A 25959-nucleotide genomic window follows, 5' to 3' on the forward strand; every position below is an offset into this window, starting at 1 on the left:
GTGGTTCTACCTCTTTTGGGAACGTCTTATATGTATTGGTGAAAACCGTATTATGACTAAAGGTTGTTAGCGTCCATTGAAAAGCAGACCATGTCTAAGGTAGAAGTAGCAGAAAGCGTTATTTATCATTGGTGAATTACATCCAAATGTTGGGCAGGTTCTAAATCATATAAATCTTGCAGGTTATCACTTTTCATAAGAACTTCCTTCTGCCTTAGAATTAGTGTCGTTCTTACTTATTTCGACATTTGGGAAGATACTCCTTTTTTTGTTCCTCAAAATTTTTAAATCTTTTAGGGTTCAAATTTTAAAATTCATTAATAAGTATGTTTAAAAAAGGCTTGTTTGGACAATTCACCAATCAACGAAATATCATGAGACAAGAAATGTATTATGGTAAAAAATATCGCTCTGTAGACAAACTAAATCTCGCCGTAACAAACGTGTATCATTATCACAATATTTGATCTCATGTTTTTCAAACTTGATCAATAGTGGCATGTAATTGTTTTAAAGTACTTTTTAGATCTTTATTAATGCCATCCTTCCGAACGGTTTCAAAACAATTATGTATTAAAAAGCGAGTTTTACATATGCCCTACATACCCATTAAAATGACAAGGCTCAATTGAACAATTTATAAATAATAAGGGCAATATTAATCACAACAACTAATACAAGAGCGGTTGTCATCACAAATTGGAATATCGTTTGAATTGAAGAATGATAGACTTCCTGTTCCTCTTGAGGTGGTTTTCCACTCTCTAAGTAGTGTAATAACTCTTCCTCAATTTCCTGATTCAACTTTTCTAAGTCTGGCTTTTGTTGATGGTGTATATTTTTTTTCATTAAGCAGTCCACCTATTACTATTGGTTTATTTCCAATTGACGTTTTTTCGAACCAATTGCCACTCACCTTTTAAAAGTTCCGTTCAAATGGTTCCATAGCACCCAAGTTTGACTTGTTCAAAGTTAACTTTATTGATAAATAATCAGCCTATATTTCTAATGAAACATAGGCTGATTATATTGAAAAGGTGCTATCTTATTTTAATTTGCTGTTTTACCTTTTTTTCTTCTTCCAGTAAGTAATCCAGCAATTCCAGCTAGCAATGCCATTAACCCTGCTAGTCCTGTGCTAAAGATGGATGTTGCAGTATTCGGTAGTTTGTCACCGTCTCCTTTAGTGTCATGGCTACCAACTTTGCCGTTTGTATCATCGTCTGTTTGACTTCCTGGCGTTTCATCTTTATCAGCGTCGGCGTCAGCATCGGCATCGGCGTCAGCATCAGCGTCGGCATCAGCATCAGCGTCGGCATCGGCGTCAGCATCGGCATCGGCGTCGGCATCGGCGTCGGCATCAGCATCGGCGTCAGCATCAGCGTCGGCATCAGCATCGGCGTCAGCATCGGCGTCAGCATCAGCGTCGGCATCGGCGTCAGCATCAGCGTCGGCATCGGCATCAGCGTCGGCATCAGCATCAGCGTCGGCATCGGCGTCAGCATCAGCGTCGGCATCGGCGTCGGCATCAGCATCTGCGTCAGCATCGGCGTCAGCATCGGCATCGGCGTCGGCATCAGCATCGGCATCGGCGTCAGCATCAGCGTCGGCATCGGCGTCAGCATCAGCGTCGGCATCGGCGTCAGCATCAGCATCGGCATCGGCGTCAGCATCAGCGTCGGCATCGGCGTCAGCATCAGCATCGGCATCGGCGTCAGCATCGGCGTCGGCATCGGCATCAGCGTCAGCATCGGCGTCAGCATCAGCGTCGGCATCAGCGTCAGCGTCAGCGTCAGCGTCAGCATCAGCATCGGCGTCAGCGTCGGCGTCAGCATCGGCATCGGCATCAGCGTCGGCGTCGGCATCAGCATCGGCGTCAGCGTCGGCGTCGGCATCGGCGTCAGCATCGGCGTCGGCATCAGCGTCGGCGTCAGCGTCGGCATCGGCGTCAGCATCAGCGTCGGCATCAGCGTCGGCATCAGCATCAGCGTCGGCATCGGCGTCAGCGTCGGCGTCAGCATCGGCGTCAGCGTCGGCATCGGCATCAGCGTCAGCATCGGCATCAGCGTCGGCGTCGGCATCAGCGTCAGCGTCAGCATCAGCATCGGCATCAGCGTCGGCATCAGCATCAGCGTCAGCATCGGCATCAGCATCAGCGTCAGCATCAGCGTCGGCATCGGCGTCAGCATCGGCGTCAGCGTCGGCATCGGCATCAGCGTCAGCATCGGCATCAGCGTCGGCGTCGGCATCAGCGTCGGCATCAGCATCAGCGTCAGCATCGGCGTCAGCATCGGCGTCGGCATCAGCGTCAGCGTCGGCATCAGCGTCGGCATCAGCGTCAGCATCAGCATCGGCATCAGCGTCGGCATCAGCGTCGGCATCAGCATCGGCGTCGGCATCGGCATCAGCGTCGGCGTCGGCATCAGCATCAGCATCAGCGTCGGCATCGGCGTCAGCGTCGGCGTCAGCATCGGCATCGGCATCGGCGTCAGCATCGGCATCGGCGTCAGCATCGGCGTCGGCATCGGCATCAGCGTCAGCATCGGCGTCAGCATCGGCGTCAGCGTCGGCATCAGCGTCGGCATCAGCGTCAGCATCGGCATCAGCGTCGGCATCAGCATCAGCGTCGGCATCGGCATCAGCGTCGGCGTCAGCGTCGGCATCAGCGTCGGCATCAGCGTCAGCATCGGCATCAGCGTCGGCATCAGCATCAGCGTCAGCATCGGCGTCAGCATCGGCATCGGCATCAGCATCAGCGTCACCGTCATCTAGACATTCACCAAAATCTAATGTAGTTCCTGTTCCGTGATTAGCAAATAGGTCTAGGTCAATGATTGCATCTTGAACTGCGAGACCTTTTATGTCAACATTTCCACAAACTTTTTCATCAACTTTTACACCGTTTACATTTACCGTCGTACCCGCAATTAATTTTAATGCAGCTACATCATTTACTAAATCAAGTGTTAAATCTGTAACTTGGTCTGCTACATTCGTTATTTCTCCAGTTAAACTACCTACAGTCGTTAATAATTCATTTACTAGGTTTTCGAGTACTCCTGCGACTCCTTCAACTGCAGGACCAAGTAAAGGTTTTAATATTGGATCTAAAATGGGGCCTAATAAACTGCCTAAAGCATCAATTAATTTACCTAAAGGTCCATCACCTAATAAAGGTGCTAATGCATCGCCTAAAAGAGGTAAATTATCTAAGTTTCTGGCAAGATCTAATATATTATCTGTATTGAGTCCGCCCGCTAATATTTTTATTTCCAAATTACCTAATGCTTCTGATAAGTCATTTAACAACTCTACTACAATTGAATCAATTGTTTCCTGTAAATGTTTACCTAAGCCATCATCATATTCAACCGTAATTGTTCCATCAGCATTAATCGTCACTGGAATATCTGCTTCTTTATATGATGTCAATGAATCTAATGAACTTTCTAGATTATTGAGTGCATCAAGTGCTGCAAGAACATCATCCAAACCGTTTACCTGCAGAATTCCAGGTGCGATATTTAATAATTCATTTACAAGTATACCGATTTCATTTGTTAAGTCGGTAACTGTGGTAGTTAATCCACCGACAGCAGAATAAAGTCCAGGCAGATTTTCTTTTGTAATCGGTAAAATATCAACCGTTACATCTGCCGTGCCCCCTTCTATCAAGTTCCCTGCAAGCTCGGGTGCGTAAAATTGCATCACAATGTTCGGATTAATAATTTCTGTATCAGCTAGTCCGCCAGAGGTCATTGTTAATGATAGCTCCGATGGCTGACCTGAAACTACATTAACGGCTCCTGAAAGTTTAACATCTGTTAAAATATTTACATTTGCCAAGTTTTGAGCATAGACAGCATTAGTGTTTAAACCAGGTAAACTTAAGGAATTTGCAAATGTGTTTACTGGTATGGTTAAGATCAGTGATGTCGCAGCAATTGTTGCTACTTTTTTCAACTTTTTCTTTCGATTAATAGCTTTTTTGTAATCAAAATTTCTTTTGCTCAAGAATTTCGTACCTCCTTAAATGTTTAATTTTGGTCCTGTACCCCTTGTGCAATCAATTCCTTATAATCTGCACCTCCGAAAAAATGTCGCTTTCTGTCCTAAAATGTGACATGTCTAATTTCGAAATAACATTACCAAATGCGAATGCTCAGATTTCGAAGAAAAATATAAGCAAAAACTATACAGCAAGCCCGAAATATAAAAAAAAGCGTACCAAAAGGCACGCATAGCGAATAGCAGTCTATTCCTGTTTTTTAACGAATAAAGAACTGCACCCCCATTATCAGGCACAGTTTAAACACTTAGAGGTGCTAAAAATAATAGAGCAGAAAAGGGATGCTGTCTGAAGTGAGAAGATATGTATATGTTGAGGATGAATTTTTTTCTCTGTAACTCAATGCCATTTTCACGATGGCAAGCTTTACGATAACCGAGTTCCTTATGGATGACATGAAAGGGATTTTTTTCTTCATCTTGTTCCCATTTGAATTGAATCAGTTCCGAAGCCTGTTCGTCACCATATCATGTAATCGTTGCTTCCTCGTCATTGATCGAATCCACCGAGACATTAGAAGAGCTTAGAACAGCTCCATCATTACTAATACTGTGGTCTTTCTCTGTTTGTTCGAGATAGAGTCATTGTCACTGGCAATGTATGAGCTAGAATCACACAACACAAAAATATTATGGATAAACAATAACCACAATAGCTTTTGCGTCTTGATTTGAAGAAAGATTAAAATAGGAATGCGATGTATTTGCTTTAAATCTTAGCATTTCATCTTTTTTAATAATGGTAGCAATTTGCTTTGCAGTGATTTCAATCTCGCCTGAAAGAACAAAAACATATTCAAAAAGTGCTTCGGTATGTGCTGGAGATTCATGTTTAATTTGCGGTTTTAGTTCAATCATAAAGGCTTCAAATTTTCTGTTTATATTAAACGGTATATAAGTATAGACCTTATAGCCTTCGTCGGCACTTAATGAATCCAAATCTTCTTTTTTGATAACAAATGATTCCTCACTTTCGTCTTCCATCAATGATGAGAAAGATATTTTTAAACCATTTGAAATTTTCCACAGTGTTGTCACTGTCGGTGTAGATTCCCCCCTTTCAATCTGACCAATCATACTTTTACTCACATTGGTTAATTCTGCTACTTGATCCAATGTATATCCCTTCTCGATTCGAAACCTCTTTAAATTTTTTCCAATTATTTTATTAATTTGGTCCATTTTGCCATTCCACCTAATTCTAAAAATATTTGTGCGTTATATTGAAATTATATTCATCATAACGTATACGCTATAGTATAATTTAGACAATATATTATATCAAGGAGAGGTACTTATGTCATATATAGCTGCAAATATACTTGAAACGATAGGTTTAACTCCATTAATCAAGCTGAGTCGGTATACAGAAAATGTAGAAGGCAATATTTTTGCCAAATTGGAGTATTTTGCACCCGGACTTAGTAAAAAAGATCGGATGGCTCTTGAAATAATTGAGAGTGCAGAAGAAAAAGGCTTGCTTAAAAAAAAGCAACCTGTCATTGAATTGACAAGTGGCAGTATGGGGACAGGACTTGCGATTGTTTGCAACTTAAAAGGATATCCCTTTATAGCTGTCATGTCTAGGGGGAATTCAATTGAACGTGCACAAATGATGAAAGCTTTCGGTGCTGAAGTTGTTTTAGTGGACCAACATTCAGATTCTGAACCTGGTCAAGTAACAAGCAAAGACTTAGACCTTGTTGAAGAAAAGACGCAAAAGCTGACAAAAAAATATAACGCATTTAGAATTGATCAATTTACCAATCCAAGCAGTGTTGAAACAGGTGAGAAACGGCTCGGTCCGGAAATTATTGAACAGCTAGGCGATATAAAAATTGACGCTTTTGTTGATTTCATAGGTACAGGAGGGACTTTTATCGGCGTGTCAAAATCACTACAAAAAGCTTTTCCCCACATCAAATGCTATGGTGTTGAGCCGGTAAACGCACCATTTTATAGTTCAATCCAAAAGACAGATGGGAAACATATCATTCAAGGTGGTGGATATAATATTCCATTAAAGTTTATTGAAGAGAATAAAGAACTGATAAATGGATTTATTACGGTCAGTGATCGTGAAGTCACCGAAGCCACTCGATTATTAGCGTCAAAAGAGTGTATCTTTTCAGGGTATTCCAGTGGGGCAAATGCTGCGGCCGCATTGAAACTATTAAAAGGGGACTTGAAAGGGAAAAATATTTTAATTCATATTCCAGACTCAGGAACTAAATATCTTAGTACTAATTTATGGGATATTTTAGATAAATAGACACGAATCTTCTTTAATTACATTCATTATGTAATGTGATGAAAAATCTTTTTATCACAGTTTTTTTATTACTTTTCAAATTAAATGGCCCGATTGTTGAATGATTACTGTATAAAACTTTTTTAAAAATTATCGAACTTTATTCAAAAGGATCATTCTTTAAAATCAATTATCAAACATTATTTCAAAGCAACAATAACTATTTTTATTCATATGGTGCCAGAATAAACAAGGATGCTGTAAACCCTTATATATGACAAGCCTTGCATTATCCCCAGGGGTGTTGGCAAATCTGACAAAGAAAAACATCCTTCACTCCATTTAACGAGTGAAGGATGTTTTTTACATAAAATTGTTTTTATTGCACAAACCCTTATGGTTCAGGGGGTTCGAGAGACGACTACATCATGCCGCCCATAAGCTTGCCACCAAAACCCTCTAAAACAACTGCAAAGAAACACCGTTATATCAACATTTCACAGAAAATCGATAAACAATCCTAAATGATGAATCAATATCTCATGACCAAAAAAATGACCACGTGTGTGACCACAGTTTTTCAGAAAGGAATTGTGCCAACTTGCTAAATAGTTTAGGGCTATCACATGAAGCTGGTAAGAGCAACTGTTTTTGCTTTTAGTATAGCACTTTTTGCAAAAGGGTGTAATCAGAGCCACGGATTAAAAACAACCACCACCAACGATGTACAGCAGATGTTGGATGACCAAAAAGATGGTTTCGTTGTCATTACAAATGAAACCAGTGCCCCATTCTTAGACGAAACAGAAAAAGCATTACTAGAAAAAAAGAAATATGCTTTGCAATTTAATGTCTTCCGCATTGACGGTAAAAACGAGAATCCAGACGGTTTAAGCAAAAACCCTTTCCGATTTGAAATGCAACATGTCAATGCCATTTATTATCTCAAAGATGGAAAGGTCTACGGAGAATACGAATTAGAAACTCTTGAAGGACTGAGCCATCAAGAGACAGCAATTCAAAATAGAAAGTAACTGACTATGCCACGTTTTTTTAGTAAAAAAACGTGGCATCATGTCTTTAATTTTCCATATTATAGTAGATTAGACAAACTCGACTCTCCATATATTTCAATATATAAATTCATCGCAAATCTGTCCATCATACCAGCAATATAATCTGATACACCTCTATTAATATCTCCGGTATTTCTAAATTCTACAGGCAAAAGAAGTTGATCTTTATTAAAACCTTCATCTGTAAGGGCTCCCATTAGTCCTCTAATGACTTTCTCGCCTAACTTTTCATACATTTGAACCTTATTAGTACGATTTACTGAAGTAAATGTTTTTTTCTTAAGCGCCCTTACCAAAGAGGAATAGTTTACAAACCCAAGTTCTTCATTGTATTTTGTTCCTGTCCTATTTTTATATTCATTACTTATATCAACTACGTTAATATCTCGTGCGAGTTTATCTACAATTATAGAAGTAAGCTCCTTACGAAAGATAAATGCAAATTCTTCTGAGGAATAATACATAGAAGACTTGTAAGCATGACTTTTTGCACTTTCTACCCAACGACTTAATATTGAATAATTATCACTATTATCCAATTTTATTTCAAACAAAAGTTCTTCAATATTGAAATAATTTAAGCTTAATGCATCCTCTAAATCATGAGCACAGTACGCAATTTCGTCTGCCAAATCTACTATCTGTACATCAATTGTTCGAGGATATATATTTATATTACTAAGCTTATCTAGGAAGTAATTATAATCTTCCTCATATAAAAACTTACTATCCTGTCGGTCATAAGGTCTAAAATACTTTACAGTACTTAGCAGACTTCTACAAGTTAAATCCAGTCCTTTTAAATTAGGATATTTTTTTTCTAATTTAGTTAGTATACGAATTGTTTGCGCATTACCTTCAAACCCCCCATGCTCTTTCATGAGTTCATTTAAGACTCTTTCACCATGATGTCCAAAAGGAGGATTTCCTATATCATGAGCAAGAGCACCACTTTCGACAACGTAAATGTCATCGCTGTAAACAGATGTATCATGAATCTCTGTCTTTAATAATTCAGCAATTGACCTTGCTATTTGTGCAACTTCAAGACTATGTGTTAAACGATTTCTATAAAACTTATCTTCTTGAACATCTAATAATTGCATTTTTCCTTGCAAACGTCTGAAGGAAGATGAATATAATATCCGAGCGTAATCGCGTTGAAACTCATTCCTATTCCTATTAGTTCCACTTTGTTCATTGTGGAATCTTTCATTAGTCTTTTCTTTCAATGGGAAATAGTAATTTTGAAAGTAACTTTTTAATTGATTGGTTTCCAAGTTATCACTCCTTAATGATAGAAGAGCATAAGGGAAAATTGACCCCACTTGCTGTGTGGAATCAGGCAAAGCCTGATATTTTCATGGGGTCATTTTTTATAAAGCTGTCACACGCCCGTGACAGTTATTCGATCGTCACAGCCGTGTGACAAAATCTATTATTTTGATATCAATAAAACGTCAGGCTCTGCCTGATCTATCACGGAAAGTGATAGCAGTTTTCCCTTATGTTCTTTGTATACCTTTAACAGCGTTACCGATGACTTTCTTTATTCTTTTATATGAATTAGGTAGGTTCCTATGCGGTAATCTATCAATTACTTCTAAAATATAATGTATTTTCTTAACAGCTTTCTTTCTCTCGGTCATCAGAAATTTTCTATCTACTGAGTTATCTCCTGTCAATTGAAGATTCAAAATATCATAAAATTGTTTTGTTGCTTCCTGAGAGCTAATCAAATCTATTTCTAAACAATATCTCATAGAGATCAAATTGTATTCTTCAAGTAAATTTAATGCACTGCTATGGTTTGTTTTTAATAAATTCAATAGTTGATCCCTTTTACTTTCTTTAGGAATCATATAATTTATAAGACTTAGGCTTTCATTTTTGTATTGATATCTGTATCTTGGAAAACCGTTAGAATCTCTGCTTGCATCAAGGGAGTCGTTTAAGTATGGAACAAAAAAATCCTTATCAATAATTATTAGCTTTGGTATAGACAAGTTACTAAGTAGATACACTGGATAATCTAAGCTCTTTACTCCCCCTAACTCTATAATACTTATACCTGTTAAGTCTAAATCCATATTCTCTTTTTTCATTAAGAATTTTATCACTTCCGCATCAATTGAGCTTTCCACAATAATAACAAAGTCTGAAAAGAAAAAGTCACTATTTTTATATCTGTAAAATTTATAATATTGTTGTTCCTGTAAGTTATACCGCTCGAAAAAATTATTTGGAATTTGATTAACGATTGTCTTAAATCCTCTAATATTATCTTCAACTTTCCTAAACAAGACTATTTCTTCATGTTCTAACTGGTCTACAATAATAGAGGAATGAGTTGTAAAAATAATTTGAGATTCTATCTCACTACTAGACTCTTTAAGACCTTTTATAAACTCTCTTTGGGCCTGAGGATGTAAGTTAATTTCTGGCTCCTCAATTCCTAACATTATATTTTTGTGTCTTAACTCGGCTAAATATCGATACATCGCTATGATTGTGAGACTTTGTATTCCACTGCCGCTTTCTGTGATATTATATTTTAATCCTTTTTCATTAATTTCAATATTTATTTGGTCCAGTAAGAGAGAGTAATCTATTTGGCTATCAAAATTAAATACAAATTTAAAGTCTTTATTTAAAGTATATTTTTTTTCAATAGCCTCTTGAATTTTTATTAATCCTACTCTTTCTAGTTCACTAGCAACTTTTTTTACTTTTGGCGTTAAATTATCCCTTCTAGACGTACTCTTCTCAAAGTGTTCACTTAACAGAAGTTTTAATAAAGAATTTTCATTCCAAATCACTTCTTTATTATCCCTATCAATAGGTATTAATATAAACGTAATGTCTTCATTTAATTCATTAATAAATGACTCTGGTAAAGGATTTGTTTTTCCATTTTTCTTATAGAATAGGCTTCTCTTACCCGAAGAGCGTGAGTATGTCATTCGTAAAACAAGTTCATTTCCATTTAACAATCTAGCGTACCTATCGTTATTTGGAACATTACTAAAAGTTAATTCTATTCTTGTATGACTAGCATTCGAATATTGATGTGCTCCTGAATGAAAATGAGGTTCTTCTTCTATATAATTAAAAAAAGCATTTAGTGCCCTTAATACTGCAGATTTTCCTGAATTATTTTTCCCGACCAGCGCAGTTATTTTATCATGATTAATCTGACATTTATTGATAGAACGAAAATTTTCAATACTAGTTCGTATTAGTTTCATCTTTCTAAATACCTCGTTATCATTATTTATTCTCTTATTTTCCACTCATTAAGCTTATAAGTTTTTTTAGCTATTGATAAGATTTGTACTTCTTTTCATTTTTACTTTGAGTAAGTAGTCCTATTACAATGATACCAGTGCTGACAGCTTGTCACAAGACAATGACAGATGCTTGGCGACACAGTTCTGCGTTTAAATCATGTAATTTTGTAACTCCTCTCAGCAAACCGCACAGATCAACTAAAAAGAGGATTACAAGTTGTAATGTCACTTGTAACCCTCTTACATATCAGTTGTAATTTTTCTAGTAACCTCTTTGTTTGTAATTGAATTTGTAATCCTTGCAACCTTTGTATGACAGCCTTTACAGCTCGCGAATTACAAAATCACAAAATTACATGCTCATACCTCGTAGATTTAAAAACTGTTTCTAAAAAAACCCTGCTCTTCTAATAGCTCTTGATTTACATGAATAGCACGCTGACTACGTTTTTTATGCTTCACGACTTTATAATCAACTATTTTCCCCTCATTCTTTTGCTGAATTGTTAACTGCTGCTTCATCCAAGCATCCCTTAGCATCTGCTCCCAAATTCCGATTAACATAGTTCACAGTCAAAAATAAGCCTTCTCTATTCACGATAGCATGGGTGCCATTGGTCGGTTCATATTTATCAAAAATATGGCTTCTATTGGCGTCCAGCTCTTCCAGAATTTCAATCAACACATTTTTGGGACGATCCGCATGACTATTTTCAGCGCACATAGTTAGGAAAAGTTCCGGGAAGTCATCTACTGGCATGTCCAATCCTTCATCTTTAAAAAGATCATTCAAGACTTCAGCAGCAAATACGATGAATGAAAAAGAGCGTGCAATTCTTCCCAGGATTCGATTTGTTGAGGCTGCTTCTTTATATTGCCTTTCTATAAACTCGAAGCGATGTTTGTAACGTTCTTTTTTCAAGTTCTAACGTTTAATAAATTCAACACCGATTGTTCCATAATATTTTTCTATGACCTTGTCATACGATTTAAAGTACTTACTGTCAATTCTATCAGTACTAAAGTTAGTTATATGAATTCTTTAGTCTCCTCGCGTATTCTGGTATGCGAATAGGAGAAGCCGTTTCTTTTCAGTGGAAAGACATTGACTTTGATAATTCATCTCTTTCAATTACGAAGACTTATTATAATCCAAGTAACAATAAGCGAGAATTTGAATTGCAAACACCTAAAACAAGGAGTTCCATGAGAAAGATACTAATTGATCAAACTATCATGGAGTTATTAAAAGAACTAAAGGAAAAGCAAAATGAATTTATTGAGAAAAACAAACGCTTATACAAAAATCAGGATTTCATTTTTACGTGTTCGGAAGTGTATCCGTGTACAATTAAGCAATTTTCCAACCGTCTGCAACGTCTGCTAGCAAAAATGCCTGACTTATGTAAGCACATCACGCCACACTCATTCCGGCATACACACGCTTCGTTGTTAATCGAAGCAAATGTTAATGTGAAAGTTATCTCCCATAGGCTCGGGCATTCTTCAGTAGCGACGACGGACGAAATTTACGGACATCTTACAAGAGGATTAGAAAAAGAGGCCTCTCAAAAATTCAGTGAATTAATGAGAGACCTCCATATTTAGAGTGATTTAACTGGCGCTTATGACCAATAAAAATGACCACAGCTTGATGAAAGTTGCTCTAACCCTTGATGTAACGAGGGCTTAGAGTCTTCCTTACATCATGCCGCCCATGCCGCCCATGTCTGGCATTGCAGGAGCGCCACCAGCGTTTTCTTCCGGCTTGTCGGCAACAACTGCTTCGGTAGTGAGAAGCATAGCCGCAACGGAAGCTGCGTTTTGGAGCGCGTAGCGCGTTACTTTTGTTGGGTCGACAATACCAGCGTCGATCATGTTGACCCACTCGCCGTTTGCAGCGTTGAAGCCGATGCCGACTTCTTCTTTTTTCAGGCGGTCAACGATGACGGAGCCTTCAAGACCGGCGTTTTGAGCGATTTGACGTACAGGCTCTTCAAGGGCGCGCAGAACGATTCTGACACCAGTAGCCACATCTTCTTCGCCTTCGATTTCAGCCACTTTTTTGTAAACATTCACAAGTGCTGTTCCACCGCCGGAGACGATTCCTTCTTCAACTGCCGCACGAGTAGCGTTCAATGCGTCTTCGATGCGAAGTTTGCGCTCTTTCAACTCGGTTTCAGTTGCAGCGCCGACTTTGATGACAGCTACGCCGCCAGCCAGTTTCGCCAAGCGCTCTTGAAGTTTCTCTTTGTCAAACTCGGAAGTTGTTTCTTCCAGTTGCGCGCGGATTTGGTTGATGCGGCTTGCAATGTTTGCAGAATCGCCCGCACCTTCAACAATTGTTGTGTTTTCTTTGGAAACAACCACTTTAGCAGCACGTCCAAGAGATTGGATGCCGGCTGTTTTCAAGTCAAGACCGAGATCTTCAGTGATGACTTCTCCGCCAGTTAAGATAGCGATATCTTCAAGCATAGCTTTGCGGCGGTCACCGAATCCGGGAGCTTTGACAGCAACTGCGTTGAATGTTCCGCGAAGTTTGTTCACAACAAGTGTTGCCAATGCTTCGCCTTCTACATCTTCAGCAATGATCAACAATGGTTTGCTTTGTTGGACCACTTGCTCAAGGAGTGGAAGAACTTCTTGGATGTTTGTAATCTTTTTATCCGTGATCAAGATATATGGATCCTCAAGAACAGCTTCCATTTTGTCGGAGTCTGTTACCATATAAGGAGATGCATATCCACGGTCAAATTGCATACCTTCTACAACGTCAAGCTCTGTTGTAAATCCTTTGGATTCCTCAACAGTGATGACACCGTCATTTCCAACGCGTTCCATTGCTTCTGCGATCAATTGGCCAACTTCTTCGTCACCGGAAGAAATGGCGGCAACTTGCGCGATGGATTCTTTATCTTCAATTTGCTTGGAAATAGCATGAAGCTCTTCCACAGCAACGGCAACCGCTTTTTCGATTCCTTTGCGAACGCCAACCGGATTGGCGCCAGCCGTAACGTTTTTCAAGCCTTCTTGAATCATGGCTTGTGCAAGTACTGTAGCGGTTGTTGTACCGTCCCCTGCCACATCGTTTGTTTTGCTTGCTACTTCAGATACAAGTTTGGCTCCCATGTTTTCAAAAGCATCTTCAAGCTCGATTTCTTTCGCAATGGTTACACCGTCATTCGTAATCAATGGAGAACCGAATTTTTTCTCAAGAACAACGTTGCGTCCTTTTGGCCCCAAAGTTACTTTAACGGCGTCAGCCAGTTGATCTACTCCGCGAAGCAGTGCACGGCGCGCGTCTTCGTTAAACTTAATCTCTTTTGCCATTGATAAAATGCCTCCTTATCGATCGTTAAGATTTTTTCATATGGAAAGATCACTTAATCATTAGCCAATTACAGCCAATATGTCAGATTCACGCAAAATCAAGTATTCTGTACCTTGGTATTTCACTTCTGTACCAGCATATTTAGAGAAGATAATGTTGTCGCCTTCAGAAACTTCAAGCGGTACGCGTTCACCGCTGTCAAGAACACGTCCTGTGCCAACGGCAACTACTTTTCCTTCTTGTGGTTTTTCTTTGGCTGTGTCAGGAAGCACGATGCCGCTTGCTGTTTTTTCTTCCGACTCAACAAGCTCGATAATAACACGATCCCCAAGTGGTTTTAACAAGTGAAACAACCTCCTTAAAAATATGTAAGTTTTATGTTTATTAGCACTCGCACCCGGTGAGTGCTAACCCAGATATAATATTAAATAATTTCATTTGTTTTTGCAAGTATAAACCCCCAAATTTTTATTGAAAAAGTTTTTTACTATTTTCGACAGAGTGATGGAGCATTACATATAACAAACATAGGCGTTTTTCCATCTATGAAATGGGTTATCACTATTTTTCCCCGTTCTGTCTATCTCTCCTTCCTTCTTTGTTTTATTGATTAGCCCGGCCAATTCGCTTATAATTGTATTAATCATCTGAAGTAACTGAATAGTTTTGTGTTTCAGATGTACATACAAAATCAACTAAGGGGGAAATCATTTATGAGAAAAGGCATGCGTCTTTGGCCTATCGGTTTCTTGTTGGTTTGCTTAAGCCTCGTTTTGTTCGGCTGCGGCACTGGCGGCTCGGAAGAAGCAGGAAAAAAAGAAGAAGGATCAGCCAGTGAGGGCGCCGGAGACAAAAAGAAATTCATCGTTGGAACAGATGCCACATACGCACCTATGGAGTACATGGATAGCAGTGGAAATATCATCGGTATTGACATCGATGTTGTGAAAGCGGTTGCAGAAGAGGTGGGAGCGGAAGTTGAGTTTAAAAATATCGGCTGGGAACCGCTATTTCCAGCGGTGAAAAATGGAGAAGTAGACTTCGCCGTTTCTTCTATTACAATGACGGAAGAGCGCAAGAAAGAATTTGATTTTACAGATCCTTATTATATTGCCAATCAAGTGATACTCATTCCGGAAGATTCGGATATATCCAAGCTTGAAGATTTAAAGGATAAAAAGGCTTCCGTCCAGATTAATACGACAGGCCATGAGGTTTTAAAAGAACTTATGGGGAATACGAGCGCTAATATCATCGCAGCGGAAACAATGCCGCTTGCCATTGAAGAGATGCTGAATGGCAATGCCGACGCTGCGGTTGGGGATAACTCGGTTGTCAATGAATATTTGAAAAACAATCCAGACAAAAAATTAAAAGTGATTGAAGATGAGAGCTTTGAAAAAGAGTATTATGGTTTAATGGTGAAAAAAGGAAACCAAGAATTACGTGATTTGCTCAACGAAGGAATCAAAAAAATCAAAGAGAATGGAAAGTTAAAAGAAATCACCGGTTATGATGTTGAGTAATTGTATTGCCATTGATGATCAGACACTGGCTCACATCAGGAGGTGGTTATCATCGACTTTTTAGATATCCGGCTGGATATGATTTGGAATTATAAGGAGTTATTTATTCGGGGCATTTGGGTAACTCTCAGTCTTACAGCGGTCGGTTATGTCGGGGGGATTATTTTAGGGTTACTATTCGGTTTGGGGAAGCTGTCAAAAAGAAAATGGATCTATTACCCGTGCAAGTATTATGTTGACTTTTTCCGTGGCACCCCGCTACTTGTGCAAATTTTAATCATTCACTTGGCTGTTATCCCTACGATTTTTGGCCATTCTTTGGGTTATTTCATCTCGGGGGCTATTGCTCTTATGTTGAACTGCGCCGCTTATAACGCGGAGATTATCCGCGCGGGCATTCAATCAATTGAGCGAGGCCAGATGGAAGCGGCGCGATCACTCGGAATGCCACACAAGACTGCGATGCGCTACATTATTTTACCACAGGCGTTTCGTCGAATGGTTCCGCCTCTAGGAAATGAGTTGATCGCATTATTGAAAGATTCCTCACTCGTTACGGTCATTGCCGCGAATGATTTATTATATGCCGGTAAAGTCGTTGCAGGAGCATATGCCAGATTTTGGGAGCCGTACATCACTGTCGCTATTTTATATTTGCTGCTGACTTATATTTTTACGAAAATCATTACATATGTAGAAAAGCGGTTCAGCAACAGTTATATCCCAACTCAAAGACGAAGGGTATTTTCATTTGGCCGTTCACCATCGGCGGGAGGGTGAGCAGATGATTAAAATTGAAAGATTATGTAAATCGTTTGGAGATTTGGAAGTATTAAGAGGGATTGACTATGAAATTAAGGAAAAAGAAGTCATATGTGTGATCGGTCCGAGTGGATCCGGGAAAAGCACCTTCTTAAGATGCATTAATTTATTGGAAGAAATTACGGATGGAGCCGTTTATATCAACGGTGTCAGCGTAAATGACCGACAGACAGACATCAATGCGATACGCAAAGAAGTCGGGATGGTGTTTCAGCAATTCAACCTTTTTCCCCATATGACCGTGCTGGATAATATTACGATTTCTCCGATAAAAATGAGGGGAATGAACCAGCATGATGCAAAGGAGCTCGCGCACCACTTGCTTCAAAAAGTGGGGCTGGGAGATAAATCCAATGCGTATCCAGAACAACTGTCCGGAGGGCAGATGCAACGTGTGGCGATTGCCAGAGCTTTGGCGATGAAACCGAAAGTCATGCTGTTTGATGAACCGACATCTGCCCTCGATCCCGAGATGGTCAATGAAGTGCTCGATGTCATGAAACAGCTTGCGGTTGAAGGGATGACGATGGTGGTCGTTACACATGAGATGGGCTTTGCACGAGAAATGGGAGATCGTGTGTTATTTATGGATCAAGGGCTTCTTGTTGAGGAGGGCACACCCGAGGAAGTATTTAATCATCCAAAAAGTGAACGCACGAAAGCGTTTTTGAGTAAAGTGCTTTAATAGAATGAAAGTTTCTGGGTGATCCAAACCTTCTTTCTGGTTTGGATTCTTTTTTTCATTATGGCCGACGTTTCTGAATGTATCGGAATTTTGATATGATGGTCGTAGGTATAGAGATGGGGATGAATGGGATATGGAATTTGTAATGATGGTTTTGCCAATTTTTTTAATATTTTTCACGGGATTTATCGGACAAAAAGTCATCGGATTTGATATTCGATCGATCTCTACCGCCGCCTTATATTTAATGTCTCCCTTTCTAGCTTTTCGCACATTTTACAAACATGAATTGACCATCGACTATGTATACATATTTCTTTTTTGCTGTGTATTGTCAGTCTCTTTAATTCTGATTGTCTGGATAACGAGCAAAATGATGGATGCGGAACGTTCACAGCTGTCCGCACTGATTTTAGGCGGGGCCTTTATGAATAGCGGAAATTACGGTGCTCCTGTCGTTCTCTTTGCGATGGGAGCAGCCGGGTTCGATTATGCAGTGATTGTCATGGTCTTCCAGTCTTTCTTGATGAATTCGCTCGGCATTTTCTTCGCTTCGATCGGCGGAAAAGAGCGGGCTTCCCTTCAAGAGTCACTACAGAGGGTGATTCGCATGCCTGTCATTCATGGGGCTTTCTTGGGCATCTTGCTGCAAGTGTTTTCTATTAAGCTTCCGGAAACAACCTTTCATGCTGTTGACCTTGTAGCGGATGCATCCATTCCAACTGTAATGCTTGTCCTGGGCATGCAGCTTGCTGCGATCAAACGCAAACGCGTTCCCTACAAGTTTGCTTCCGCAGGAATTGTCATTAGAATGGTCATTTCACCGGTGATCGCAGTTGCTATTTTGCATTTTTTCCCTGTTAATGAGTTAATCAAAGCGGTCCTTATTTTGCAATCGGCGATGCCCGCTGCGGCGAATACGACTATGTTTGCGATTCAATTTGATACCGAGCCGGATCTCGTGTCATTTACCACTTTGGCTACTACGCTCATTAGTTTATTTACGATCCCTATTGTTTTGTTTCTGATCGGAGCTTAAGCAAGACAAGCCATTACAGATTTTTTTCAATAAAAAACTGTCTGTGGTTATACAGGAGGTTGCCTCGTTCCACTTACATATGGAACTATGAATTTTTTCACTGCTACAAATGTTATAAACCGGCGCGTAAAAAAATTAAGTATTCGGATTAGTGTATGGAAACCATTGAAAATGAAAGGAGCAGAGTGTAAATAACAAGCATTATTTTCAATACATTTATTAATAGTTGGGAAAAAAATGATCTTAATGGAAATGATTGCAGATGATTTATACGATCTTACAAAGCTATATAAGCAATTTTGGAACGAGGAATCTTGATAATTTATATATCGCATTATTCCAAAAGTTATTGCATATCAAATTTGCTAAGAGGACGAACCTTAATGAAGAGCGACGCTGTCTTTTTAAGTTATGTAAAGTAGGCATCTAAGACAAATTAACAAGCATGGGGGCTGAATTATGAGCGGATCTGATCTTTACACATTGGTGACACACGTCCGGTTGGTTGGTGCACGATTACGAAAACAAACCGTGTACCTATACGCAAAAAAGAAAAAAAGCTGGGACAAAACTTTATAAAAATGAATAAACCTCATGAATCTTATTTAAAAACCTTGGTTTCACGCGGCTTTATTTTCACGATTTATACTAAAATCAATTCGTTTTCAACTTATGTTCCAGCCCAAATATCTTCGAGGATCCGCCACCACGAGGAAAAACAGTGTTTGTTCTTTATCAATATTGGATCTCTATTTAAAGAAGAGCCCTTTGGTTGGATGATAGCTACGGAATGGACAACTACGCCAAATGTGCCTCTTTTAGAATACCTCACATATAAAATACTTTGATTAAAAACACGTAATTTGACAAAGCCCACTAACCAGTGTTTTCCGGTTTAATACCGAATCACACTGGTTGCATGGTCTTTTTTTCAATCTGTCTATTTGACAAGGGTATATCTGCTTCCGGAGCTTTCTTTCGGATATTTTTACACCCAGCCGAATCCTCTTACTACCTGGGCAACGATAAATGTGACAATAATCGCAATCGCTGTTGGTAATGCAAAGGCAACAAATGTCCACTTCTTGCTATTCGTTTCTTTGTAAATATTAAATAATGTCGTCCCGCACGGATAATGAAGCAATGAAAACAGCATCATATTCAAAGCGGTTAACCACGTCCAGCCATGGTCTACAAAGATTGATTTGATCGCGGTTAATTCTTCTACTTCTGTCATGGCACCTGTTGATAAGTAACCCATCAATAAAATCGGCAATACGACTTCATTCGCCGGAAGTCCAAAAATAAAGGCCATCAGAATAAATCCGTCCAATCCCAATAATTGGGCAAAGGGGTCCAGAAAGTTGACGAAGTACATTAATAAGCTCGTATCCCCGATATAGATATTGGCAGCCACCCACGTCATCACACCGGCGGGAGCCGCTATAATGACCGCTCTTTTTAACACGAACCATGATTTATCTAGCGTGGCGCGAATAATCGTTTCCCAAAACCGCGGACGACGATAAGCAGGAAGCTCCAATGTATAATGAGTCGGGACTCCTTTCAGGGCGGTTTTGGATAAAGCCCATGAAACAAATAGTGTGACGACGATTCCAAATAACACCATTCCCATGACGATCCCGGCCGTCACCAATGTTCCCATTGTACCGGAATAGCCTACCGCCATAAATAAAGAAGCTAATAAGATCAGCGTTGGCCATCTGCCATTACACGGAACAAAGTTATTCGTCAAAATCGCAAGCATTCTTTCCCGTGGCGACTCGATGATTCTTGTAGACATTATGGCAGCCGCGTTACAGCCGAAACCCATCGCCATTGTTAACGCCTGTTTCCCATGGGCACCTGCCCTTTTAAAGAGCCGATCCATATTAAAAGCCACTCGGGGTAAATACCCGTAGTTTTCCAACAGGGCAAACATGGGGAAAAAGATCGCCATCGGAGGAAGCATGACACTGACCACCCACGCCGTACCTCGATAAAGCCCTAAAACAAGGATGCCATGGAGCCATTCAGGCGCATGAATCCATGTGAAAAAAGCCGTTATATACTGCTCCAACCAATTGAACGTATTGGCCAACATGGTAGAAGGGACATTTGCCCCGGCAATCGTGATATAAAAGACGACTCCCAACATCGCAAGCATAATGGGAAATCCCCAAACCTTCGATGTGAAAATTTTGTCGAGCTTTTCTGTTTGCCGCAATTTTTCCGGGGCTTTATAAGCAATTGTTTTTTCACAAATGGCATTTGAGGTTTGGTAAATATTAGTAACAATCTCATCACGAATATCTTCCGTTGATAGCGACTGTGCCAAATGTAATAATTCATTATAGTTGTTGGGTTTTGGCTGGATATGAGTGCTCATGTGTCAATCCGTCACCCCGTTCTTTCTCTATCTTTTTAGAATAAGCAGTGATAAATGATTCATCCCCATCAAGCAACCGCAAGGCGAGCCAGCGGGCGGGAAGCTCTTTGCCAAACACTCTTTGCACATGGGGAATCAATGTTTCCACCTTCTTTTCAATCTCTGGTGAATACTGTATTTGATACGGAGAAGTGGAAATCTTTCCTGAGATCATCCTGTCGATCGTATCTAATAACTGATTGATGCCCACTTTGTTACGAGCAGAAATTTTGATGACAGGAACACCGAGTTTTTTCATTAATGCTTTCTCATTGATATAAATCCCTTTTTTCTTTGCTTCATCAATTAAGTTAATGCAGACAATCACTTTATCTGTCATTTCCATGACTTGCAACGCCAAATTCAAATTCCGCTCAATCGAGGTGGCATCAAGCACAACAATCGTCAAATCCGGCCGCTCGAAGACAATAAAATCTCTTGCGACTTCTTCGTCCGCCGAGTTGGAAAAAAGGGAATACGTACCAGGGAGATCAATGATTGTGTAATCTACCCCCTTATAGGAAAACTGCCCTTCCGCATGGATAACGGTTTTTCCCGGCCAATTGCCAGTATGCTGTTTTAGTCCTGTCAATGTATTAAATAAAGTACTTTTTCCAACATTCGGATTGCCTGCCAACGCAATTTTAACTGGTTGCTGATGATTCATTTGCTACTAACTCCCCATATATTTTTGAACTTTCTTCCCTTCGCAGGGCAATAGTCGTATGGCTGACACGAAAGGCAATCGGATCGCCGAGCGGGCTTTTTTGCAGCACAATCACCTCTGCCGAAGGGACAAACCCTAAATCCAATAACCTTCTCCTCATCGTGCCCGTTACGAGTAACTTCTTTATTTTGATGCAATCCCCAATGTTGGCTTCATTAAGAGCAATCAACTCATGACCTTTCATCTCCTTTACCTCCCTCATATAAGTTGGGTTGTCTTTACAATGTTTCCCCCGACCAACATTTCTTTAATTTATATTTTATGCACACTAGTTGCCTATGTCAAACTTTTTCGCCAGAATGAAAAAAATGGGCACAGGATATTTTTAGGGCAGGGGAAGGAAAACATAAACGCGCTGTTTGAAACAATCGTCCATTAAGAGTAAAATAGAAATTATCGTTCGATATATATGAAGGAGATTTACTATTTTCATGAAGAAATCATATCTTTTGATTGTCCTCACTTTTATCGTTATGCAGTTGTCCTCTTATATTGGAGTACCGCTCTTTTTCCAAATAGGTACGAAGGTGCTTCATATTGATCCGGAGCAAATGAAAGTGAATGCGGTTGGTTATTGGATTCTGTTCTCTTTTAGTGTTGGACTTGCCCTTGTTCTTTTTCTTTTGAGAAAAAATGAGAAGTATACAAAAATAGAGAAGGACCAGCCGCTCCCCGTCGGACAATCTTTTACTTGGGCAATTATCGGTATTTTTATGGCCTTCTTTGCCCAGATTTCCGCAGGTTTGGTAGAGAAGGCGATTGGCATCAACCCGGGATCAGAGAATACACAGCAAATTTTACAATTGATCGAGTTATTTCCGGCAATCGTCATCATCAGTTCCATTATTGGGCCCATTTTAGAAGAGATCGTATTTCGAAAAGTCATATTCGGAAGCTTGTACGACCGCTTCCCTTTCTGGGTAGCCGCTTTACTGAGTTCCGTCATTTTTGCACTGGCCCATTTCGAGCCTGTTCACATTATTTTATATGCTACCATGGGATTCGTATTTGCCTTTTTATACGTTATGACGAAAAGAATTATCGTTCCTATCATCGCACATGTCTCGATGAACACGATCGTTGTCATACTTCAGTTATTCCTTGTCGATAAGCTGGAGAAATATATAGAAAAAACAGCACAATTTGTATGGTGGATAGGAGGGTTCTTTTCATGAGGTCACCATTATTTTCAGGTACTTTATATATCGTCTTGGGGTTTGTTTTTACATTTTTTGCTGTCCAGCAAGTGGATAAGAACGGCTTTGGTTTTATGGTTTATTTGCTGATAATTTTAGCCACACTGGATTTTGGAGCGGGGCTGCGTCTCATTATGCTCCACTTTCGGTTAAAAAAGGATCAGAAATAGGATGTATATAGTAACAAAGCCTGCTAGTACAGCGCTGGCCGCATAGTGTTGCCTTTTGCTGAAATGCAGTGCTGGAACTTCCTGCCTACAGGTTACGCCAAAGCCTCTTGATCAGTTTGTATGAGGACTTCCTGGATAAAAAAACAACATCTATTTAAAAAAACAGAGACATCGGTTTTTCGAAGTGCCCCTGCCATCGACAGCGAGCATTTCATTACCAAATGTCTCTTTTCTGTTTTATAAAGAAGACGCAAGACGCTTATTTTTCTTTACTATTTCGATAAATTCATAAAGCTGTTTTTTCGTACGTAAAAGGCTTTCTTCATCAATGATTGGGTTTTTCTGTTCCCTGTTAATTTGGCTATCGAGAAAATAAAGTCCTTGAAGACTTTTTCCTTTTAAAGAAGCAATGAGCGGTTTCAATGAGAATTCAATCGCCAATAAATGGCCCGGGCTGCCCCCGGTCATGAGCGGCAATACCGGAATATTTTTAAACACATCTTGAGGCAAAAGATCGAACAATGTTTTTAAAACTCCCGAATAAGCCGCTTTATAAACCGGTGATCCGACAATCACCCCCGCTGTCTCTTGAATATCAAGTGACACTTTTTGAATGGCAGGGCTATGAACATTTCCGTAAACCAAGTCCTCCGGCGGAATATCTTTTACTGAAACATGTTTTATTGAAAAATGTTCCCTCTCCAGCAATCTGCCTAGATAATCCAGAATCTTGCCAGATCTGGAAAATTCAGATGGACTTCCTGAAATAATGACAATATCACTCATTTTATTTTCCTCCCTTTAAGTGAAAACGATTTTAATTAACTGTATGAGCATGTTCTTCTCAACCCAAACGGATTAAACTTGCTACATTTTTTCTAATTGGCCACCTGTTTTATATCCAACAAATCTCATGTATCATTCACCAACCAATCAAATCCCTTCCATGAATGATTTTTCTTCCTTTACAGACGTATGGAGCGCAAAATCCCAAAACTCTTAGTTCTTCCACATCCTTTTTATGAAAGAACTGAGGAGTCACCCCTTCTTCTCTTCATTTGCTATTTTCTCGCTACCATTTTAGGCAACGGTACAAAAAAAGCACCCTCCCAATGCATGATCATGGAGAAGATGCCTTTAGTTGTCTAATCGGCAGCCTGTTTTCATTTGTTTGCTTTCATCATCGGGACTTTCCTTTGTTTCCTTTGCATGTTGTAACGCTTTTTTTCAGTCGTATCAATTTGGGTGATTTCTCCATCGTGCACTGTAATGACCAATGAACCATATTCCATCTTTTTCAATGCCGAAACAATGTCTTCAATCGCATTTTCCTCCACTTTTGCCATCTTCATCCCCCCATTAAAAAAACCTCTTCTACAAAATAAGAAGAGGTTTGCTTTAAACGTCATTTGTTCTCTTCTTATCTTTCAAGCTTACAAACAGCCTGCTGGAATTGGCACAGTACCTGACGGTCTGTTGCCGAGGCTTCAAAGGGCCAGTCCCTCCACCTCTCTGGATAAGAAATTACCTATTATTCAGTTGAAACGTCATTTATAAACGTATTTATATACTATCCCACTATAAATTATCTGTCAAGGATGAATTTTTCATCTTATAGCATTAACCTACTTGTTTTATGGGCTATAGATTAAAAAAGCACCGGAAATATAGGATGCTTTTTTAATCTTCATCACTCTCTGCTGCGGAAGCCTGCGCTTTTTTATAACCCACCTTTGAAATCCAGATGCTGATCTCATACAAAATGAGTAATGGAACGGTCACCATCATATGCGAGATTAAATCCGGAGGCGTAATGAACGCTGCTATAACCAGCAAAATAAAGTACGCATATTTTCTGATCTGTACCAAAAACATCGGCGTAACGATGCCCAACCTTGTTAAAAACAAAATGACGACCGGAAGCTGAAACAAAACTCCAAACGGTACGGTTATCTGAAAAAGAAATTGAAAATATTCATTAATGCCAATTGTTGTCTGTATCTCCATATTGCTCGATAACCCAAGCATGAACCGTATCACAAATGGAAACAAAATAAAATAAGAAAAAAGGACACCTGCTAAAAATAAAAAAACTGAAACCGGTATATAGCTGAGCGTTGCCTTCCGTTCCTTTTCCAAAAGACCCGGACTGATAAAGGCCCAGAGCTGATACAAAATAACGGGGGATGTTAAAATAAACGCCAGAACAAACGTCATTTGCAGAAACACTTTAAACGGATCCGTCACACGGAACGCATTCATCGTAATGTCCTGGGCAGCGCTTGCATGCTGAATCAGCTTAATAAGAGGCTGTGATATAAAAAAGCTGGCAATGACAGCCAACACAAAGAAAACGACTATAATGACCAGCCGTTTTCGCAATTCCTCTATATGATCGATGATCGACATATTGTTTTGACTCATGATTTGTTCATCCTATCACTTATCGCTGTCTTTTTTCGTCTCTTTTTCATCATCGTCTGCCAAACCTTTCGTCGCGTTCTTAAATTCACGCAACGTGTTGCCCGCAGCCTTACCAAGTTCCGGCAACTTCTTTGGTCCGAAGATCAATATAGCAACAAGTGCGATTACAAGTAAACTGCCTACACCTGCACTCACTGCGGCCACCTCCTATCTATAGTTTTATTTTAATGGAAACCCGTCCAATTAGCCATTGAAAAATCATTTATGGTTGTGAATTTTCCGTGTCATCGAGAGGATAATGTTTCAAAAAGTAAACGAGCGACTGCAGCTCCACCGCTAGATCGATATGATGAACACGGATCGACTCCGGCACATTCAGCCTTGCAGGGGTAAAATTCAGTATTCCCTTTACACCGGTATGTTTAATCCGGTCAGTGATGGCTTGGGCGGCACTTGCCGGCACAGTTAAAATAATGACGGCCACTTCCTCTTTGCTCAATCTTTCTTCAAGTTCGGACAAAGCATAAATCGGTACATTGCTGATCTTTTTCCCAATTTTGTTTTTGTCGACATCGAAAGCCATTTCAATTTTTGTATTGTTGTTTTTTAAGAAATTATAATTTAAAAAAGCTGTGCCTAAATTTCCTACACCAATTAAAGCGACTTTCGTCACCTCATCTTGGTCAAGTGTCTTGCGAAAAAATGACAGCAAGTAATTTACATTATACCCATATCCTTTTTTTCCAAGCGCGCCAAAATAAGAAAAGTCCCGCCGAATGGTAGCGGAATCCACTTTCACCGCTTCACTTAATTCGGCCGAAGATACGCGCTGTTTTCCTGATGCATGTAAATTTTTCAAAAACCTGTAGTATAGCGGAAGCCTCTTTGCAGTTGCCTGTGGTATTTTTAACGTTTCCCCGTTCATA

The 25959-nt window shown here is 39.8% G+C and carries 25 protein-coding genes, 1 pseudogene and 1 riboswitch; of the genes and pseudogenes, 10 read left to right on the forward strand and 16 right to left on the reverse strand.

Annotated elements, in window-relative coordinates:
• Positions 1 to 624: 624 nt before the first annotated feature.
• On the reverse strand, positions 625 to 849 hold the full coding sequence (locus tag NST31_RS07215; protein WP_077112778.1) for a hypothetical protein: 225 nt from the start codon (positions 847 to 849) through the stop codon (positions 625 to 627).
• 278 nt (positions 850 to 1127) lie between these two features.
• Positions 1128 to 2768: a hypothetical protein gene (locus NST31_RS07220; RefSeq protein ID WP_339164770.1), complete on the reverse strand. Its 1641-nt coding sequence runs from the start codon at positions 2766 to 2768 to the stop codon at positions 1128 to 1130.
• Between the two features lie 92 nt (positions 2769 to 2860).
• Between NST31_RS07220 and NST31_RS07225 the strand changes: the two genes are divergently transcribed.
• Positions 2861 to 3604: a hypothetical protein gene (locus tag NST31_RS07225; protein WP_339164772.1), complete on the forward strand. Its 744-nt coding sequence runs from the start codon at positions 2861 to 2863 to the stop codon at positions 3602 to 3604.
• Positions 3605 to 4698: 1094 nt separating this feature from the next.
• On the opposite strand, the gene NST31_RS07230 is transcribed toward NST31_RS07225, so the two are convergent.
• Entirely contained in the window at positions 4699 to 5250 is a 552-nt protein-coding gene (locus NST31_RS07230; protein ID WP_339164774.1) for an XRE family transcriptional regulator, read from the reverse strand.
• A 115-nt stretch (positions 5251 to 5365) separates the two neighbouring features.
• On the opposite strand from NST31_RS07230, the gene NST31_RS07235 reads away from it, so the two are divergent.
• Together NST31_RS07235 and NST31_RS07240 are read left to right on the forward strand one after the other, a co-directional pair.
• Positions 5366 to 6340: a cysteine synthase family protein gene (locus tag NST31_RS07235; protein ID WP_339164776.1), complete on the forward strand. Its 975-nt coding sequence runs from the start codon at positions 5366 to 5368 to the stop codon at positions 6338 to 6340.
• 605 nt (positions 6341 to 6945) lie between these two features.
• The gene (locus NST31_RS07240; protein WP_339164778.1) at positions 6946 to 7353 is read left to right on the forward strand and encodes a hypothetical protein; all 408 of its coding nucleotides are present in this window, start codon (positions 6946 to 6948) and stop codon (positions 7351 to 7353) included.
• Positions 7354 to 7412: 59 nt separating this feature from the next.
• Here NST31_RS07240 and dgt read toward each other — a convergent pair whose 3' ends face one another.
• The 3 genes from dgt to NST31_RS07255 all read right to left on the reverse strand — a co-directional run bounded on the left by dgt (position 7413) and on the right by NST31_RS07255 (position 11607).
• Positions 7413 to 8675, reverse strand: a complete 1263-nt coding sequence (gene dgt / locus NST31_RS07245; protein ID WP_339164779.1) for a dGTP triphosphohydrolase — start codon at positions 8673 to 8675, stop codon at positions 7413 to 7415.
• Positions 8676 to 8900: 225 nt separating this feature from the next.
• Positions 8901 to 10643: an AAA family ATPase gene (locus tag NST31_RS07250; RefSeq protein ID WP_339164780.1), complete on the reverse strand. Its 1743-nt coding sequence runs from the start codon at positions 10641 to 10643 to the stop codon at positions 8901 to 8903.
• Between the two features lie 529 nt (positions 10644 to 11172).
• Positions 11173 to 11607, reverse strand: coding sequence for a hypothetical protein (locus NST31_RS07255; RefSeq protein ID WP_339164782.1), 435 nt, complete (start codon positions 11605 to 11607; stop codon positions 11173 to 11175).
• A gap of 128 nt (positions 11608 to 11735) precedes the next feature.
• On the opposite strand from NST31_RS07255, the pseudogene NST31_RS07260 reads away from it, so the two are divergent.
• Positions 11736 to 12293 (forward strand): annotated as a pseudogene (locus NST31_RS07260) (site-specific integrase); the annotation flags it as partial.
• 93 nt (positions 12294 to 12386) lie between these two features.
• Here the strand turns inward: NST31_RS07260 and groL are convergent.
• Positions 12387 to 14015, reverse strand: a complete 1629-nt coding sequence (gene groL / locus NST31_RS07265; RefSeq protein WP_077112772.1) for a chaperonin GroEL — start codon at positions 14013 to 14015, stop codon at positions 12387 to 12389.
• A gap of 60 nt (positions 14016 to 14075) precedes the next feature.
• The gene (gene groES / locus NST31_RS07270) at positions 14076 to 14360 is read right to left on the reverse strand and encodes a co-chaperone GroES (protein WP_077112770.1); all 285 of its coding nucleotides are present in this window, start codon (positions 14358 to 14360) and stop codon (positions 14076 to 14078) included.
• Between the two features lie 369 nt (positions 14361 to 14729).
• On the opposite strand from groES, the gene NST31_RS07275 reads away from it, so the two are divergent.
• From NST31_RS07275 to NST31_RS07290, 4 genes are all read left to right on the forward strand, one after another.
• Entirely contained in the window at positions 14730 to 15542 is an 813-nt protein-coding gene (locus NST31_RS07275) for a basic amino acid ABC transporter substrate-binding protein (protein ID WP_077112768.1), read from the forward strand.
• 51 nt (positions 15543 to 15593) lie between these two features.
• A complete protein-coding gene (locus NST31_RS07280) occupies positions 15594 to 16322 on the forward strand; it encodes an amino acid ABC transporter permease (RefSeq protein ID WP_339165499.1) in 729 nt (242 codons plus the stop codon).
• 4 nt (positions 16323 to 16326) lie between these two features.
• Positions 16327 to 17049, forward strand: coding sequence for an amino acid ABC transporter ATP-binding protein (locus NST31_RS07285; protein ID WP_077112766.1), 723 nt, complete (start codon positions 16327 to 16329; stop codon positions 17047 to 17049).
• A gap of 133 nt (positions 17050 to 17182) precedes the next feature.
• Positions 17183 to 18088 carry an AEC family transporter gene (locus tag NST31_RS07290; protein WP_077112764.1) on the forward strand — a complete coding sequence of 302 codons (906 nt, stop codon included), beginning with the start codon at positions 17183 to 17185 and terminating at the stop codon, positions 18086 to 18088.
• Positions 18089 to 19076: 988 nt separating this feature from the next.
• On the opposite strand, the gene NST31_RS07295 is transcribed toward NST31_RS07290, so the two are convergent.
• Genes NST31_RS07295 through NST31_RS07305 form a run of 3 tightly spaced genes read right to left on the reverse strand, consistent with a single transcriptional unit; the run spans position 19077 to position 21427 of the window.
• Positions 19077 to 20477, reverse strand: a complete 1401-nt coding sequence (locus tag NST31_RS07295) for a nucleoside recognition domain-containing protein (RefSeq protein ID WP_077112762.1) — start codon at positions 20475 to 20477, stop codon at positions 19077 to 19079.
• Positions 20440 to 21183 carry a FeoB small GTPase domain-containing protein gene (locus tag NST31_RS07300; RefSeq protein WP_077112760.1) on the reverse strand — a complete coding sequence of 248 codons (744 nt, stop codon included), beginning with the start codon at positions 21181 to 21183 and terminating at the stop codon, positions 20440 to 20442. Before NST31_RS07300 ends, NST31_RS07295 begins: the two co-directional genes overlap by 38 nt.
• The gene (locus tag NST31_RS07305) at positions 21161 to 21427 is read right to left on the reverse strand and encodes a FeoA family protein (RefSeq protein WP_339164785.1); all 267 of its coding nucleotides are present in this window, start codon (positions 21425 to 21427) and stop codon (positions 21161 to 21163) included. The genes NST31_RS07300 and NST31_RS07305 overlap by 23 nt, the downstream gene beginning before the upstream one ends.
• A gap of 247 nt (positions 21428 to 21674) precedes the next feature.
• Between NST31_RS07305 and NST31_RS07310 the strand changes: the two genes are divergently transcribed.
• Both NST31_RS07310 and NST31_RS07315 read left to right on the forward strand, forming a co-directional pair.
• Positions 21675 to 22418 (forward strand): type II CAAX endopeptidase family protein, encoded by a 744-nt coding sequence (locus tag NST31_RS07310; RefSeq protein WP_339164787.1) that lies wholly within the window; start codon positions 21675 to 21677, stop codon positions 22416 to 22418.
• The gene (locus tag NST31_RS07315; RefSeq protein WP_077112753.1) at positions 22415 to 22609 is read left to right on the forward strand and encodes a YdiK family protein; all 195 of its coding nucleotides are present in this window, start codon (positions 22415 to 22417) and stop codon (positions 22607 to 22609) included. The genes NST31_RS07310 and NST31_RS07315 overlap by 4 nt, the downstream gene beginning before the upstream one ends.
• A 237-nt stretch (positions 22610 to 22846) precedes the next feature.
• Here the strand turns inward: NST31_RS07315 and ssuE are convergent, their stop codons facing one another.
• From ssuE to NST31_RS07340, 5 genes are all read right to left on the reverse strand, one after another.
• Complete coding sequence (gene ssuE / locus NST31_RS07320; protein ID WP_339164789.1) at positions 22847 to 23395, reverse strand: NADPH-dependent FMN reductase; 549 nt, start codon at positions 23393 to 23395, stop codon at positions 22847 to 22849.
• Between the two features lie 377 nt (positions 23396 to 23772).
• Positions 23773 to 23955, reverse strand: coding sequence for a YezD family protein (locus tag NST31_RS07325; RefSeq protein WP_077112749.1), 183 nt, complete (start codon positions 23953 to 23955; stop codon positions 23773 to 23775).
• A gap of 71 nt (positions 23956 to 24026) precedes the next feature.
• A riboswitch (SAM riboswitch) is annotated at positions 24027 to 24132 on the reverse strand.
• Positions 24133 to 24289: 157 nt separating this feature from the next.
• On the reverse strand, positions 24290 to 25033 hold the full coding sequence (gene tatC / locus NST31_RS07330) for a twin-arginine translocase subunit TatC (protein ID WP_077112747.1): 744 nt from the start codon (positions 25031 to 25033) through the stop codon (positions 24290 to 24292).
• A gap of 15 nt (positions 25034 to 25048) precedes the next feature.
• On the reverse strand, positions 25049 to 25228 hold the full coding sequence (locus NST31_RS07335) for a twin-arginine translocase TatA/TatE family subunit (protein ID WP_077112745.1): 180 nt from the start codon (positions 25226 to 25228) through the stop codon (positions 25049 to 25051).
• Positions 25229 to 25295: 67 nt separating this feature from the next.
• Positions 25296 to 25958, reverse strand: coding sequence for a redox-sensing transcriptional repressor Rex (locus NST31_RS07340; protein WP_077112744.1), 663 nt, complete (start codon positions 25956 to 25958; stop codon positions 25296 to 25298).
• Position 25959: the final 1 nt, after the last annotated feature.

This window comes from Siminovitchia sp. FSL W7-1587, from assembly GCF_037963795.1.
Lineage (GTDB): Bacteria > Bacillota > Bacilli > Bacillales > Bacillaceae_C > Siminovitchia > Siminovitchia thermophila.

What these genes read in the sequence shown, in the direction of transcription:
- NST31_RS07225 (WP_339164772.1), top strand. Translation starts at nt 2,861, where the DNA reads ATGTCAACATTTCCACAAACTTTTTCATCAACTTTTACACCGTTTACA.
- NST31_RS07215 (WP_077112778.1), bottom strand. Translation starts at nt 849, where the DNA reads ATGAAAAAAAATATACACCATCAACAAAAGCCAGACTTAGAAAAGTTG.
- NST31_RS07285 (WP_077112766.1), top strand. Translation starts at nt 16,327, where the DNA reads ATGATTAAAATTGAAAGATTATGTAAATCGTTTGGAGATTTGGAAGTA.
- NST31_RS07290 (WP_077112764.1), top strand. Translation starts at nt 17,183, where the DNA reads ATGGAATTTGTAATGATGGTTTTGCCAATTTTTTTAATATTTTTCACG.
- NST31_RS07235 (WP_339164776.1), top strand. Translation starts at nt 5,366, where the DNA reads ATGTCATATATAGCTGCAAATATACTTGAAACGATAGGTTTAACTCCA.
- NST31_RS07310 (WP_339164787.1), top strand. Translation starts at nt 21,675, where the DNA reads ATGAAGAAATCATATCTTTTGATTGTCCTCACTTTTATCGTTATGCAG.
- tatC (WP_077112747.1), bottom strand. Translation starts at nt 25,033, where the DNA reads ATGAGTCAAAACAATATGTCGATCATCGATCATATAGAGGAATTGCGA.
- NST31_RS07220 (WP_339164770.1), bottom strand. Translation starts at nt 2,768, where the DNA reads ATGACGGTGACGCTGATGCTGATGCCGATGCCGATGCTGACGCCGATG.
- NST31_RS07315 (WP_077112753.1), top strand. Translation starts at nt 22,415, where the DNA reads ATGAGGTCACCATTATTTTCAGGTACTTTATATATCGTCTTGGGGTTT.
- NST31_RS07305 (WP_339164785.1), bottom strand. Translation starts at nt 21,427, where the DNA reads ATGAAAGGTCATGAGTTGATTGCTCTTAATGAAGCCAACATTGGGGAT.
- NST31_RS07300 (WP_077112760.1), bottom strand. Translation starts at nt 21,183, where the DNA reads ATGAATCATCAGCAACCAGTTAAAATTGCGTTGGCAGGCAATCCGAAT.
- NST31_RS07325 (WP_077112749.1), bottom strand. Translation starts at nt 23,955, where the DNA reads ATGGCAAAAGTGGAGGAAAATGCGATTGAAGACATTGTTTCGGCATTG.
- ssuE (WP_339164789.1), bottom strand. Translation starts at nt 23,395, where the DNA reads ATGAGTGATATTGTCATTATTTCAGGAAGTCCATCTGAATTTTCCAGA.
- NST31_RS07230 (WP_339164774.1), bottom strand. Translation starts at nt 5,250, where the DNA reads ATGGACCAAATTAATAAAATAATTGGAAAAAATTTAAAGAGGTTTCGA.
- groL (WP_077112772.1), bottom strand. Translation starts at nt 14,015, where the DNA reads ATGGCAAAAGAGATTAAGTTTAACGAAGACGCGCGCCGTGCACTGCTT.
- NST31_RS07275 (WP_077112768.1), top strand. Translation starts at nt 14,730, where the DNA reads ATGAGAAAAGGCATGCGTCTTTGGCCTATCGGTTTCTTGTTGGTTTGC.
- NST31_RS07295 (WP_077112762.1), bottom strand. Translation starts at nt 20,477, where the DNA reads ATGAGCACTCATATCCAGCCAAAACCCAACAACTATAATGAATTATTA.
- NST31_RS07340 (WP_077112744.1), bottom strand. Translation starts at nt 25,958, where the DNA reads ATGAACGGGGAAACGTTAAAAATACCACAGGCAACTGCAAAGAGGCTT.
- NST31_RS07250 (WP_339164780.1), bottom strand. Translation starts at nt 10,643, where the DNA reads ATGAAACTAATACGAACTAGTATTGAAAATTTTCGTTCTATCAATAAA.
- NST31_RS07240 (WP_339164778.1), top strand. Translation starts at nt 6,946, where the DNA reads ATGAAGCTGGTAAGAGCAACTGTTTTTGCTTTTAGTATAGCACTTTTT.